The sequence below is a fragment of the Mycolicibacterium mageritense genome, assembly GCF_010727475.1.
In the GTDB taxonomy this organism is placed as follows: Bacteria; Actinomycetota; Actinomycetes; order Mycobacteriales; family Mycobacteriaceae; genus Mycobacterium; species Mycobacterium mageritense.
Map to the genome: position 1 here is coordinate 1,178,587 of NZ_AP022567.1, position 13,064 is coordinate 1,191,650.

At 68.0% G+C, this 13,064-nt stretch carries 16 protein-coding genes and 1 pseudogene; 13 read left to right on the plus strand and 4 right to left on the minus strand.

Annotated elements, in window-relative coordinates; translation table 11 throughout:
* Positions 1–23: 23 nt before the first annotated feature.
* Positions 24–830: a helix-turn-helix domain-containing protein gene (locus G6N67_RS05710; RefSeq protein ID WP_036433643.1), complete on the minus strand. Its 807-nt coding sequence runs from the start codon at positions 828–830 to the stop codon at positions 24–26.
* Positions 831–913: 83 nt separating this feature from the next.
* Here G6N67_RS05710 and G6N67_RS05715 point away from each other — a divergent pair, with 83 nt between their 5' ends.
* From G6N67_RS05715 to G6N67_RS05745, 7 genes and pseudogenes are all read left to right on the plus strand, one after another.
* Positions 914–1,822: an alpha/beta hydrolase gene (locus G6N67_RS05715; protein ID WP_036433642.1), complete on the plus strand. Its 909-nt coding sequence runs from the start codon at positions 914–916 to the stop codon at positions 1,820–1,822.
* 11 nt (positions 1,823–1,833) lie between these two features.
* Complete coding sequence (locus G6N67_RS05720; protein WP_179976805.1) at positions 1,834–2,673, plus strand: MBL fold metallo-hydrolase; 840 nt, start codon at positions 1,834–1,836, stop codon at positions 2,671–2,673.
* 12 nt (positions 2,674–2,685) lie between these two features.
* Complete coding sequence (locus tag G6N67_RS05725; RefSeq protein WP_036433641.1) at positions 2,686–3,408, plus strand: flavin reductase family protein; 723 nt, start codon at positions 2,686–2,688, stop codon at positions 3,406–3,408.
* Positions 3,405–4,535: an alpha/beta fold hydrolase gene (locus G6N67_RS39075; protein WP_229478047.1), complete on the plus strand. Its 1,131-nt coding sequence runs from the start codon at positions 3,405–3,407 to the stop codon at positions 4,533–4,535. Before G6N67_RS05725 ends, G6N67_RS39075 begins: the two co-directional genes overlap by 4 nt.
* A 57-nt stretch (positions 4,536–4,592) precedes the next feature.
* Complete coding sequence (locus tag G6N67_RS05735; protein WP_036433640.1) at positions 4,593–5,312, plus strand: hypothetical protein; 720 nt, start codon at positions 4,593–4,595, stop codon at positions 5,310–5,312.
* Between the two features lie 197 nt (positions 5,313–5,509).
* Positions 5,510–6,532, plus strand: coding sequence for a nitronate monooxygenase (locus tag G6N67_RS05740; RefSeq protein WP_036435769.1), 1,023 nt, complete (start codon positions 5,510–5,512; stop codon positions 6,530–6,532).
* A 79-nt stretch (positions 6,533–6,611) separates the two neighbouring features.
* Positions 6,612–7,646: pseudogene (locus tag G6N67_RS05745) on the plus strand (YbfB/YjiJ family MFS transporter); the annotation flags it as partial.
* A gap of 42 nt (positions 7,647–7,688) precedes the next feature.
* Here the strand turns inward: G6N67_RS05745 and G6N67_RS39080 are convergent.
* Entirely contained in the window at positions 7,689–8,621 is a 933-nt protein-coding gene (locus tag G6N67_RS39080) for a LysR family transcriptional regulator (RefSeq protein WP_036435765.1), read from the minus strand.
* A gap of 123 nt (positions 8,622–8,744) precedes the next feature.
* On the opposite strand from G6N67_RS39080, the gene G6N67_RS05755 reads away from it, so the two are divergent.
* Positions 8,745–9,458, plus strand: a complete 714-nt coding sequence (locus G6N67_RS05755; protein WP_036433639.1) for an SDR family NAD(P)-dependent oxidoreductase — start codon at positions 8,745–8,747, stop codon at positions 9,456–9,458.
* Positions 9,445–9,819, plus strand: a complete 375-nt coding sequence (locus G6N67_RS05760; protein ID WP_036433638.1) for an SgcJ/EcaC family oxidoreductase — start codon at positions 9,445–9,447, stop codon at positions 9,817–9,819. Before G6N67_RS05755 ends, G6N67_RS05760 begins: the two co-directional genes overlap by 14 nt.
* On the opposite strand, the gene G6N67_RS05765 is transcribed toward G6N67_RS05760, so the two are convergent.
* Complete coding sequence (locus G6N67_RS05765) at positions 9,800–10,789, minus strand: LLM class F420-dependent oxidoreductase (RefSeq protein ID WP_036433637.1); 990 nt, start codon at positions 10,787–10,789, stop codon at positions 9,800–9,802. The two genes, G6N67_RS05760 and G6N67_RS05765, sit on opposite strands and share 20 nt — an antisense overlap.
* A gap of 154 nt (positions 10,790–10,943) precedes the next feature.
* On the opposite strand from G6N67_RS05765, the gene G6N67_RS05770 reads away from it, so the two are divergent.
* Positions 10,944–11,369, plus strand: coding sequence for a pyridoxamine 5'-phosphate oxidase family protein (locus tag G6N67_RS05770; RefSeq protein ID WP_036433636.1), 426 nt, complete (start codon positions 10,944–10,946; stop codon positions 11,367–11,369).
* A 4-nt stretch (positions 11,370–11,373) separates the two neighbouring features.
* Entirely contained in the window at positions 11,374–11,976 is a 603-nt protein-coding gene (locus G6N67_RS05775) for a class I SAM-dependent methyltransferase (RefSeq protein WP_036433635.1), read from the plus strand.
* A 55-nt stretch (positions 11,977–12,031) separates the two neighbouring features.
* On the opposite strand, the gene G6N67_RS05780 is transcribed toward G6N67_RS05775, so the two are convergent.
* Positions 12,032–12,205 (minus strand): hypothetical protein, encoded by a 174-nt coding sequence (locus G6N67_RS05780; RefSeq protein WP_163642122.1) that lies wholly within the window; start codon positions 12,203–12,205, stop codon positions 12,032–12,034.
* Positions 12,206–12,379: 174 nt separating this feature from the next.
* Here G6N67_RS05780 and G6N67_RS05785 point away from each other — a divergent pair, with 174 nt between their 5' ends.
* Both G6N67_RS05785 and G6N67_RS05790 read left to right on the plus strand, forming a co-directional pair.
* Positions 12,380–12,592: a three-helix bundle dimerization domain-containing protein gene (locus G6N67_RS05785; RefSeq protein WP_036433634.1), complete on the plus strand. Its 213-nt coding sequence runs from the start codon at positions 12,380–12,382 to the stop codon at positions 12,590–12,592.
* 39 nt (positions 12,593–12,631) lie between these two features.
* Positions 12,632–13,054 (plus strand): PPOX class F420-dependent oxidoreductase, encoded by a 423-nt coding sequence (locus tag G6N67_RS05790; RefSeq protein WP_036433633.1) that lies wholly within the window; start codon positions 12,632–12,634, stop codon positions 13,052–13,054.
* The last annotated feature ends 10 nt before the right edge of the window (positions 13,055–13,064 follow it).

Consider the following 13,064-nt stretch of genomic DNA (forward strand, 5'->3'; position numbering starts at 1 on the left):
TCGGGTGTGGGCCAGGGACAGACTCAGCCGCCGGACCGAAGGGTTTCGAGCGCCCGAGCCGAGGCGCTGCCCGGGTCGGCGCGAAAGATGATCAGATGCTGGCCGCCGGAGTGCGGCACATGCAGCCGGTTGCGGTGCAGGTACAGCTCCCCGACGCGGGGATGGCGCACATGGGTGATGCCCGGGCGGTACCCGACGTCGGCGCGGGCCCATAGTTCGCGGAATCGTTCACTGGCAGAAGACAATTCCTCGATCATCCGATGCAGTCGCCGGTCGTCCGGTGAGCTGCCGGCGACTTCCCGCAGACCGCTCACGGCGATATCGGTCGCCTCGTCCCAGTCGACGAAGAAGTCCCGGGCGGCGGGTTCCAGCAACCGCCAGCGCAGGAAGTTCACCCCGGGCTGAAACGCAGGGGCCAACGCACGGGCAACCGGGTTGGCCGCCAGCACATCCTGGTAGCGATTGGCGACGATCGCCGGCATGGGGAACTGCTCGATCAATTCGTCGAGCCCGTCCGCGACATCCTCCAGATCACCTTGATCCCAACGGATTCCGGTCTGACCGGCGAGCTGGTGCAGATACTCGGTGCCCTTGATGTCCAGCTGCAGCGCCCGCGCGAGCGCGTCGAGCACCTGTGCCGACGGATTCTTGTCACGGCCCTGTTCGAGCCGCAGGTAGTAGTCGGAGCTGATGCCGGCAAGCAGCGCGAGCTCCTCGCGCCGCAGCCCGGCAACCCGCCGGCGTGCGCCGCCCACCAGGCCGACGTCCTCGGGCCGCACCTGCTCGCGCCGCGACCGCAGATAGTCACCCAGCGCATTGCTCTTCACCACCCGTCGAGCGTAAGCCTGGCCCTGCCGATACCAGGATTGACGCGGCGTTCCCACTCCTTCAGCCGCGGTCCGATGGTGGACGCATGGTCGAACGACACGACATCGAGTTCCCCGGCGAAGGGGATGTGACCCTGCACGGCTGGTTGTTCCAGCCCGCCGGACCGGGACCGCATCCGGGTATCACCATGGCGCACGGGTTCGCCGGCGTGAAGGAGCACGGGCTGGACCGATTCGCGCGCTTCTTCGCCGGCGCGGGGTTCGTGGTGCTGGTGCACGATCACCGCGGCTTCGGCGCCAGCGGCGGCTCGCCCCGCTACGACGTCGACCCATGGGCGCAGATCGCGGACTGGCGCCGGGCCATCTCATTCCTCGAGAGCCGGCCGGACGTCGACGCCGAACGGATCGGACTGTGGGGCACGAGCTACGCGGGCGGGCACGCCATCGTGCTCGGCGCGACCGATCGGCGGCTGCGGGCCGTCGTCGCACAGGAACCCACCATCAGCGGCTACCAGCAGAGCCTGCGCCGGGTGCCGCCCGATCAGGTCGCGAACCTCCAGGCCCAGTTCATCGAGGACGACAGGGCCCGGTTCCGTGGCGAACCCGCGGCCCTGCAGGCCGTGGTGAGCAGCGATCCCGCGGTTCCGGCCGCCTACCGGGCCGCCGACGCCGTCGCGTTCTACACGCAGCCCACGACGCCCGCGAACGTATGGCACAACAGCATGACGGTCCGCTCGTCGCGGGCGGCGCGGATGTACGAGCCGGGCAGCTGGATCGACCGGGTGTCCCCCACGCCGCTGCTGATGGTCGTCGCACTGCAGGACACCGTCACGGTCACCGATCTGGCGCTGCAGGCCTACGAGCGGGCCCTCGAACCCAAGAAGCTCGTGACGGTCGCAGGTGGGCACTTCGACCCGTACCTCGGCCGGTTCGACCAGGCCGCGGGTGCCGCACGCGACTGGTTCACGCAGCACCTCACCCGATCCGAACCCTGAAGGGAGTCATCATGACCGCATTGCACTACGAGGTTCTGGTCCACGACGGCCTGCCTCGGCACCGTGAGCAACGGTTGCCCGACGGCAGTCCCATCGTGTCCTCTCCGGTGGCGTCGACCCTCGTCGTCGGTGAGCACGACGCCGTGCTCGTGGACCCGCCGTTCACCTACGATCAGGTGCGCCGCACTGCCGACTGGATCGAGAAATCCGGTAGGACACTGAAATACGTCTACGCCACACACGGTCACGGCGACCACTGGTTCGGCACTGACCTGCTGCTGCAGCAGTTCCCCGGCACGGTCGCCTACGCCACCGAGGGCACCATCGCGAAGATGCACGAGCAGGCCGTCGATGGCCGCGCGCAGATGTGGGATGTCGACTTCCCCGGCCAGATTCCGCCGAGCCCCGTTGTCTACCAACCTGTCCCCGCGGACGGCCTGCTGCTGGAGGGCGAGCGCCTGGTGGCTGTCGAGGTCGGCCACACCGACACCGACGACACCACGGTGTTGCACGTGCCGTCGATCGGGCTCGTGGTGGCCGGTGACGTCGCCTACAACGGCGTGCACCAGTACCTGCTGGAGAGTGCCCACGGCGGGATCAAGGCCTGGCTGCAGGCGCTCACCCAGGTCGCGGCGCTGCAGCCCCGCGCGGTGGTGGCCGGGCACAAGAACAAGGCACTCCCCGACAACCCGGTGATCCTCGCCGAGACCCGCGACTATCTGCTCGACGCGCAACGGCTGCTCTCCGGAAATCCCACTCCCCGTGAATTTTTCGACTACATGATCCGGCTCTACCCGGACCGCCTCAACGTCGGCCCGGTCTGGTACAGCGCCGTCGCCCTCCTGTCCTGAAAGGAAAAGCCCATGATCATCGATGCCGACGATCTCGATCCCACGTCCAGCTACAAGCTTCTCATCGGAAGTGTCCTCCCCCGGGCGATCGCCTGGGTCAGCACCAGTTCGACGGCCGGAGTGGGCAACATCGCGCCGGTCTCGTTCTTCACCGTCGTCGGCCGGATGCCACCGATCCTGTCCATCTCGCTGCAGCCACGTTCCGACGGTGTCACGCTCAAGGACACGTTCGTCAACATCCGTGACACCGGTGAGTTCGTGGTCAACATCACCACGATCGACCAGGCCGACGCCGTGCACCGGTCGGCATTCGAATTCGATTCCGGGGTAGACGAATTCGAGGCCCTTGGTCTGACCAAGGCGGCCTCCGAGACCATCTCGGCGCCCCGTATCGCGGAGTCGCCGATCTCGTTCGAATGCGTGGTGGACCGCATCATCCCGATGCCGCCACTGCCCGACCATGTGGTGTGGGGCCGCGTGAAGCGGATCCATGTGCGCGACGACCTGTATCTGTCACGGGGCCGCATCGACGTCGGCGCGCTCAACGCCTTCGGCCGGCTCGCGGGCGAGTACACCATGGTCGACAACATCTTCACCACGCCGCTGCCCGAAGGCCTCGCCGAGACGCTGGCCGCGCAGCGGGCCGAACGGCTCGACGGCAAGGTGGCGAGCTATTCCCCGATCGACACCGCCGACTGGTCACCGTCCGGCGCGACGAAGGCAGTTGCGAAATGAAGACTTTGCTGCTCATCCACGGCTTTCTCGACGACGTCAACGTCTGGGACGACCTGGTGTCGGCGCTACCGGCCGATGTACCCGTCATCCGCTATCAACTGCCGGGCTTCGGTACCCGGGCCGACGATGTGCCCGCTGAGCTGACCCTGGAATCACTGGCGGACCAAGCGGGCGGGCTGCTCGACGACATCGACTCCGACGTCATCGTCGTCGGGCAGAGCCTGGGCACCCAGGTCGCCGAGCTGGTGGCCGCAGGCCACGCCGGGAAGGTGACCGGGCTCGTGCTGATCACCCCGGTCCCGTTGGGCGGCACCCGGCTTCCGGCAGAGGCCCTGGCGCCGTTCCGGAACTTGAGCGGCGATCCGGGTGCGCAGCGCGCGGCCCGGGCCGGCCTGTCCCCGGCCCTGACCGACGCGCAGCTCGACCGCCTAGTGCGGGCGGGCGAGTCAGCGCGGCCGGACGTGGTGAGCCGCTACGCCGACCTGTGGAACGACGGGGTGCCGGACGCGCCGCCGATCAGCGATTACACCGGACCGGTGCTGGTGGTTCGGGGCGGTGCGGACTCGTTCGTCACCGATGAACTGATCTCGACGATCACCCCGCGGTTCCCGCGAGCCAAGCAGCTGGTCATCGACGGCGGCGGGCACTGGTCACACGTCGAGTACGCCGACCAGGTGGCCGCGGCCATCGTGGCGTTCAGCGACGAGATCGCGGGCGGAGCCGCGGCCGCGAGCTGGCGCCGCGCGTTCGCCGAGCAGTCCCAGGCCGCCTTCGCCGAAGCCTTCGTCGATGACGTGGTGCTCGACGCCACCACCCTGATGCGCCCGGTCGTCGGCCGCGAAGCTGTCGCCACCGTGCTCGGCGTCGCAAGCTCGATCTACGAGTCGCTGGAGTTCACCGCCGAGACCACCGACGGGTCGACGAGTTACGTCCAATGGCGGGCAACGGCTTTCGGCGGCATGTCGATCCGGGGCATCACGATCCTGGACCGCGACGCCGAGGGACGCGTGGTGTCCGCCGCGATCCACCACCGGCCGCTGGCCGCGGTGCTGCGGTTCTCGGCCGAGATCCGGGACCGGCTCGCCGGCACCATCCCGGCCGAGCACTTCATCCAGGAGACGCGATGAGCGCGTTGCGGCACCGGGTTTTCGTCACCCTGTTCCCACCCGATCGACGAGGTTGACATGACCGATCTGCTCGCGGAAGTGCTGGAAGCCCATGGCGGCGTGGCGCGCTGGAACGCGTTCTCACGCGTCGAGGCGACGATCGTGACCGGGGGGAAACTCTGGGATCTCAAAGGACAGCCGCAAGACGCCACGCCCCGTCGCATGGCCGTGAACCTGCACCGGCAATGGGCCTCGGTGCAGCCCTTCGGCGCGCCCGATCAGAAGACCGACTTCACGCCCGATCGCATCGCGATCGAGAAGCTCGACGGGCGGGTGGTCGCCGAGTTGTCCAGCCCGCGCGAGTCTTTCGCCGGCCACGAGCTCGAAACGCCATGGACTCCGTTGCAGCGCGCGTACTTCAACGGCTATGCGCTGTGGAACTATCTGACCGCGCCGTTTCTGATGTCGCTTCCCGGTTTCACGGTCGACGAGATCGACCCGGTGACCGACCGCGGCGAGACGTGGCGCGGCCTGCGGGTGCACTACCCGTCGAACATTGCCAGCCACAGCCGGGTGGAGGAGTTCTATTTCGGATCCGACCACCTGGTCCGGCGTCACGACTACCGCGTGGATGTGGCCGGCGGGTTCGCGACCATGCACTACACCGCCGACCTTGTCGAATTCGACGGCATCAAGGTGCCCACCAAGCGTCGCGCGTACCGGTGCGATTCGGCTGGGCGGATCCTGCCTGACGAGCTCATGGTGGCGATCGACCTGACCGACATCCGGTTCAGCTGACCCTTTTCTTCACCTTCTTCGCCGAGCAGACGTGCCGGTACCCGGGAAAGCGCGTTCCTGGGTACCGGAGTGTCTGCTCGGCAGTGGGAGGATCGGGCTCGCAGCAGTGAGTGGACTGGTCCTAGCGGCCGGGCAGCTTCCGACGGCACCATGGGTTGACACCGGACGACGGCAGCAACGAACACGGAGAGGCGATCATGACAACGCTGTTTTCAGACCTGGGCCTGTCCATCCCGGTGATAGCGGCACCCATGGCAGGCGGCCCGACCACCCCGGCCATGGTGATCGCCGCGCACGACGCCGGCGCACTGGGCTTTCTGGCCACCGGGTACAAGACGCCCGAAGCCGTCGAAGCCGAGTTGCGCACGGTACACGATGCGTCGATCCCGTTCGGGGTCAACGTGTTCGCACCCAATCCGGTGCCCATCGCGCCCGAGCGCTACCGGCAGTACGCCGCGTTGATGCAGGCCGAAGCCGACCGCTTCGGCCTCACGCTGCCGCCCGACCCGGTCGACAGCGACGACGAGTTCGACGCCAAGATCGCGCTGCTGCTCGAACGGCCGGTGCCCGTCGTGAGTTTCACGTTCGGCATCCCGCCGCAGACCGTGATCCGCGACCTGCAGAAGGCAGGCACCACAGTCGTCCAGACCGTGACATCACCGGCCGAGGCCAAGGAGGCCGCCGCGGCCGGAGTCGATGCCCTTGCGGTACAGGCGAACACCGCAGGCGGGCATTCGGGCACCCTGCATCCCGATCGCCCCGCCGAGCCGTTGCCGATCGGCGAGCTCGTCACGGCGGTCGCCGCGGCCGCGCCGCTGCCGATCATCGCGGCGGGCGGCCTGGCCACGGCCACCGACATCGCCGGCGTACTGCAGGCGGGCGCGTCGGCTGCCGCGGTGGGCACGGTGCTACTGCTCGCCGACGAGAGCGGCGCATCGGCGACACATCAGGGTGCGCTGGAGGATCCGGCCCGCGCCGAAACCGTCGTCACCCGCGCGTTCACGGGACGGCCGGCACGCGGGCTGCGCAACCGGTTCATCGACACCTACGAGGACAACGCGCCACTGGGCTATCCGGCCCTCCACTTCCTCACGAGTCCGCTGCGGAAGGCAGCTGCGGCGGCGGGTGAGCCCGAACTGGTGCACCTGTGGGCGGGTACGGGATTCAGGAACGCCCGCCGGGCACCGACCGCGCAGATTCTCGCCGGCCTCGCACCGTAGGAACCTGCGAGGCAACGCCTCACAGCTGCAAGGCATCTGGTCGTGGCGACGGCGGTCGGGAGCGGCACACCATGGAGGCATGCGCACTCACCCCTGGCTGCACGTCGCCCGAACGGCCGCAGTCCTGGCCGCCGCGATGGGGATCGGGCGGTTCGCCTACACCCCCATCCTGCCGCTGATGACCGCGCACGCGGGCCTCAGTGCGTCGGCCGCGGGCCACTTGGCCACCGCCAACTATGTCGGTTACCTGGCAGGTGCGGTGGCCGGTGCATGCTCGTCGCGGCTGTCGCGGTCGATGACCGCGTGCCGGGTGTCGCTCGTCGTACTGGTGGTCAGCCTCGCGGCCATGGCGTTGACCGGCAACGTCTTGGGCTGGCTGGCGCTGCGGGTGATCGCAGGCGTGGCCAGCGCGCTGGTGTTCGTCATCGCCATCAACACCGTGCTGGATCATCTGCACGGCCACCCGCCACACCTGCCCGGGTGGGCGTTCGGCGGAGTCGGCGTCGGCATCGCGGTGTCTGCCGCGCTGGTGTTCGGCCTGCCTACGCGCAGCGGGTGGCAGGCCGCGTGGTGGCTGGCCGCCGGGGTGACGGCAGTGCTGGGTGCCGCGGCCTGGTTCATGCACCCCGCCACACCGGCCGATGGCACGAAAGCACCTGAGGCGCAACGGAACCCCACCCGTCGGCCGTTTGCGTTGTTGTTCGGCAGCTACACCCTGGAGGGCATCGGTTACATCATCGCGGGCACCTTCCTGGTGGCGGCCATCGCACAGCACTCGCCGGGGCGACTGGGTACCGGCGCATGGTTCGTGGTCGGGCTGGCGGCGATCCCGTCGGCCGCCCTGTGGGCGCGGCTCAGCTCGCGGTTCTCCCACCCCGTCCTGCTCGCCGGGGCCCTGTTGCTCCAGGCCGTGGGTATCGGGCTCGCGTGCAGCGGAAACGGGCTCGCGGCGCTGACCGGCGCGGTCCTGTTCGGCGGCACCTTCATCGGGATCAGCACACTGACACTGGCGGCAGGCCGGCTCCTGCAGTTCCCGGGCGCCGTCGCGTTGCTGACCGCGGGCTACTCCGCGGGCCAGATCATCGGACCACTGGCGGTTGCACCGTTCGTGCACAACGGATTTCGTACGGCGCTGGCAGCCGGGGCGCTCGTGGTGCTACTCGCCGCGGTCGCCGCGATCGCGATACGGGTCGTCGGCGGGCAACCACGCCCCGGTGTCACGGACACCGAGGTCGCCGACACCACGCGTGAACGCGTCGATGACACCCCGCACGGCCGCACTGTCCTCATCCCTGCGCCAGACCAATGACCATGTCCACAGCGGTACAGGTGCCACCACCGGGCGCCTGACCAGATCCTTGGGCAGCGGCACGTCCTGGCCCTTGGGGTTGTTGAGCACGGGCCGCCGCAGTTCCCGCACGTGCTCGAAGAACGTCGGCCCGGTCACACCGCCGTCGTCGGTGCGCATCACGCGCGCCCCCGTGTCGGCCGCGAACTGCTCGCCGTAGCGGTTCCACGAGGACCAGCTGGCGGCGTCGGCATCCACCAGCACGAGCACGTCGGCAGCCTTGACGGGGGTGTCGTCGGGCCCGGCGGACAGCGCGTACAACCGGTCGACGCCCATCAGCCGCGCGTCGAGCCCAAGGGCGTCCAGGTCGCTGGTCTGCACCCAGCAGATCGCGAGGTCGAGGCTTCCGTCGGCGACGCGGGCCGCCTGGGTGTGCGACGGCATCACCCAGGTGTCCACCCGCAGCTGCGCCGCCCCGGCCGCGCGCTCCGCGAGATCACCCGGACACCAGTTCACATAGCCGACGCGGACCGGCTCCGTCGCCGCCATACCCGTTGCGCTCCTGCGTAATTCGTCGGCCTGCTGGATCAGGTTCCGGGCGCCCGGCAGCAGGGCGGCACCGGCCGCGGTGAGCGCGACGGACCGCCGGTCGCGGTCGAACAGCTGCACCTTGAGATCGCGCTCCAACGCCTTGATCTGCTGGGACAGCGAGGGCCCGGCGATCCGCAGGCGCTCAGCTGCGCGGCCGAAGTTCAGCTCCTCGGCGACGGTGACGAAATAGCGCAGCTGGCGTAGCTCCACCGTTGCAGCGTAGTAGGCGCAGTCTCTCAGCAGAGAGCCGACAGGTTCCGTCGGGCGGACATCACCAAGCGCCGCGACCACGTTGAGCACGACATCAAGCCAGACCGAGAAAGGACCACCCCCATGAGCACCACACCACACGTCGCAGTGATCACCGGCGCATCCCAGGGCATCGGCGAAGCCCTGGTAGCCGGCTACCGCAAGCTGGGCTACGCCGTCGTCGCCAACTCCCGCAGCATCGGCGAAAGCCACGATCCCATGGTGCTCGCGGTGGCGGGCGACATCGGGCAGCCCGGCGTCGGCAAGCAGGTGATCGATGCCGCGATCGAACGCTTCGGCCGCGTCGACACGATCGTCAACAACGCGGGCATCTTCATCGCAAAGCCGTTCACCGAGTACACCGACGAGGACTACGACGCCGTCACGGGCGTCAACCAGCGCGGCTTCTTCGAATTGACCCGCGCCGGGATCGCCGCGATCGAGTCGCACGGCGAAGGTGGCCACGTCGTCACGATCTCCACGAGCCTCGTCGACCACGCCAACTCGCAGGTGCCCTCGGTACTGGCATCGCTGACCAAGGGCGGGCTCAACGCCGCGACCAAGGCACTTGCGATCGAATACGCGTCGCGCGGCATCCGGTCCAACGCCGTTGCGCTGGGCACCATTCGCACGCCCATGCACTCACCCGAAACCCATGAGTTCCTCTCAGCGCTGCACCCGGTCGGGCACATGGGCGACATCGACGATGTCGTGCAGGCGGTGCTGTACTTGGAGCAGGCCGGGTTCGTCACCGGGGAAATCCTGCATGTCGACGGAGGTCAAAGTGCCGGACATTGAGGACACCGCGCGGATCCTGCGCGGTGTGCTGGACGAGTGGCGGGCGGGCATCGGTGACCACGATCCCCAGCGGGTAGCCGCGGTGTTCACAGAGGACGCGATCTTCCAGGGCCTACACCCCTACAGCGTGGGCAGGCAGGGCGTGGTCGACTACTACGAGTCGCAGCCCGTCGGCCTGACCGTCGACTACCGCATCAACGAGACCCGCAGACCCGCGGACAACGTCGTGCTCGGATACCTCCGCGCAGACTTCCGGCGCCCCGAGGGCACCGTGATCCCGCTGAACCTCGGCGTCGTAGTCACCCGAGCCGACGCGGGCTGGCGCATCGCGCACTATCAGGTCAGCCCAGTGCAGGGATGACCTCACGCTCGAACAACTCGACACCGGACCGGTCGTACGCGGCCTCGGGGAAGTACAGGATGGCGTACTCGCAGCCGAGGTCGCGTAGCCGCGTCAACTTATCGATGACCTGATCGGTTGTCCCGGAGGCAGATTCGGGTGCGGTGATGGTCGACAGCATGGCATCGACGGCCGCCGGATCAGCGACCTTGCTCTGCCGTTCCCTGATCCGCTCCACGCGCGCCCTGACGTCGGCGTCGGACTCGCCGATGACGGCGTTGAAGTTGGCCGAGCGGACGATCGCGTCGTAGTCGGTGCCGACGTCCTTGCAGTGCCCCGCGAGGATCTGCGACTTGTGGGCAAAACCCTCGGGCTCGGACGTGAAGTTGGTGTACTGCGCGTACTCGGCGGCGATGCGCAACGTCACCTTCTCGCCACCGCCCGCGATCCACAGCGGGATCCCGTTGTCCTGCAGTGGCTTCGGTGCGACGATGGCGCCGTCGACCTGATAGTGCTTGCCGTCGAAGCTGACCCGGCCGTCGCGCCAGGCGTCGCGCATGATCTGCACGCCCTCGTCGAGCCGGCCCAGCCGCACCCCGGCGGACGGGAACCCGTAGCCGTAGGCCCGCCACTCGTGCTCGTACCAGCCGCCGCCGATACCCATCTGCACGCGTCCGCCCGAGATCACGTCCGTGGTGGCGGCGACCTTCGCGAGATAGACGGGGTTCCGGTAGCTCATGGCCGTACACATCTGGCCGAGCTTGATGCGCGTCGTCGTCGCGGCATACGCGGCCATCAGTGACCACGCCTCGTGGGTGGCCTCGCCAGTCGGAACCGGCACGGTGTGGAAGTGGTCGTACACCCACAGCGAGTCCCAGGCGCCGCCGTCGGCGTACGTCGCCAGGTCACGCATCACCGACCAGTGATTTTCGGTGGGAATGTCTACGAGATCGAGTCGCCAGCCCTGCGGAATGAACAGTCCAAAGCGCATGACCTCTGACTCTAGGCCCATGAGATGGCTTTCGGTCAAGCACTCGGCGAGTCGCTTTCGCGCCGCACCATCAGCCCAAGCCGCCGTCGGCGTGAGGGCACCGCAACAAGGATTGTGCTGCAAGGTTTTTCAAAAGTCGTTCTAGGCTGTGACCATGGCACTCTCCAAGGAAGAACGCGAACAGTTTCTAGCCGAGCCGCACATCGCGGCGCTGTCGGTGTACGCCGGCGACAAGCGCGGCCCGCTGACCGTGCCCATCTGGTACCAGTACACCCCCGGCGGCGAGCCGTGGCTATTGACCGGGACGGGTTCTCGCAAGCACCGGCTCATCGAGGCCGCCGGGCACTTCTCGCTGATGGTGGAGCGCCTCGAGCCGACGGTGCGCTACGTCGCGGTCGACGGCGCGGTTACCCGGATCGAACCCGGCACCGACGAGCAGCTCGTCGAGATGACCAAGCGGTACCTGGCCCCGGACAAGGTCGAGCCGTATCTGGAATTCGCCCGCCGCGAGCACGGGGAGAGCGTGGCCGTCTATCTCAAGCCGGAGCACTGGCTGTCGGCGGACCTGGGATCGTTGTGACGCCATGTCGTCGCGGCATCAGTTGTTCCGGGTGTTCTACGGCGTGGGCTTCACGCCGTGGGACGGGCATCCGCTGGCCCAGAGCCTGCGGCGACTGATCGAAGGCGAACCCGCGCTGACGCCCGGCACTGCGCTGGATGTCGGCTGCGGCACCGGTGACAATTCGATCTACCTGGCTCAGCAGGGCTGGCGGGTCACCGGGGTCGATTACGTCGCCAAGGCCGTTGACAAGGCGCGGGCCAAGGCGGCAGCGCGAGCCGTCGACGTGCGGTTCGTACAGGTCGACGCCACCCGGTTGAGCACTTCGGGCATCGGTGACGGTTTCGATCTGATCGTCGACAGCGGCTGTCTGCACGGGATGAGCGCCGAGGATCGCGACGCATACGTGCGGGAGGTGACCGCGGTCGCGGCACCCAACGCGCGGTTGTCGATCGTGGCGTTCATCCCGGGCGGATCGTTCGGGGTGCCCGGCATCTCCGAATCCGAGGTGGAAAGCCGGTTCGCCGGCGCGTGGACCCTGCTGTCGAGTGGCAGCGAGCCCGCGATGGACCACAACGGCAAGGATCCGGCGCGGTTCTACCTGTTCGAGCGCACCGGCTCTGCGTAGCAGTTCGACTGCCGAGCAATAGCGTACGTACCCCGAATCACTGGTATTCGGGTACCTAGGCGTCTGCTCGCGTGGTTTCGGGGAACCTGCGGTGGATCTGCGCGATGAGGAACTGCGCATTGCCGATGTCGCGGCGCAGCTCGGCGGCTTGTTGGCGCATGGCACGACTCCGAGCCGTGTGGCTGCCGCAGACCGCCTTGCGCTCGACCCGCGCCAGTCTCGGGGTCATCTCGCGAACCTACTCCCGCAACGCAGTCAGCAGAACCCTCGCTTGCGCACCGTCGGGATCTGTCATGTGGCTCATCTTGTCATCGGTGTGCTGACATTGCCGACTGAGCGGATCATCGGCTGTCAGAAAGCTGACGGTTGACTGTGAAGGGTCGCTGGCACATGCTGATGAGCGATGATCGAAGTCAGCGAGCAAGCGGCCATGACCGAGATCGGGCGCAGGTTGACGTTGGAGTTCCCGCAAGCGACGCCCGAGGATGTCGACGCGGCCGTCAACCTGGCCTATTCGAGGTTTGCCTCCAGCACCATCCGCGATTTCGTTCCGCTGTTCGTGGAAAAGCATGCCCGCCAAGACCTTTCCCGTCCGTCCCTGGCCACCAATTCCTGATACCCCGGTTCTGTCAGTACCCAGGCGTAGCGTGGCCGCATGGCCGAACTCTCCGATGACGTGATCGCGTTCCTGTCCGAAGGCACCCGCACGGCGGTCCTGGGCTGGGTGGCGGCAGACGGCCGTCCCTTGGCCGCGCCCGTGTGGTTCGTGGTGGACGGCGGCGAGCTGGTGTTCAACACCGGCAAGGACACGGCGAAGGGCCGGGCGCTGGCCCGCGACCCGCGGGTGGTGCTGTGTGTCGACGATTCCACGCCGCCGTTTGCGTTCGTCCAGGTGCAGGGCGTGGCATCACTGAGCGAAGATCCCGACGAGCTCCTCGACATCGCGACCCGCACGGGCGGGCGCTACATGGGCGCCGACCGCGCCGAGGAGTTCGGCCGCCGCAACGGGGTGCCCGGAGAACTCGTGGTGCGCGTCAAACCGACGAAAGTTCATGCCGCGTTCGACGTGGCGGATTGAGGTGGCCATC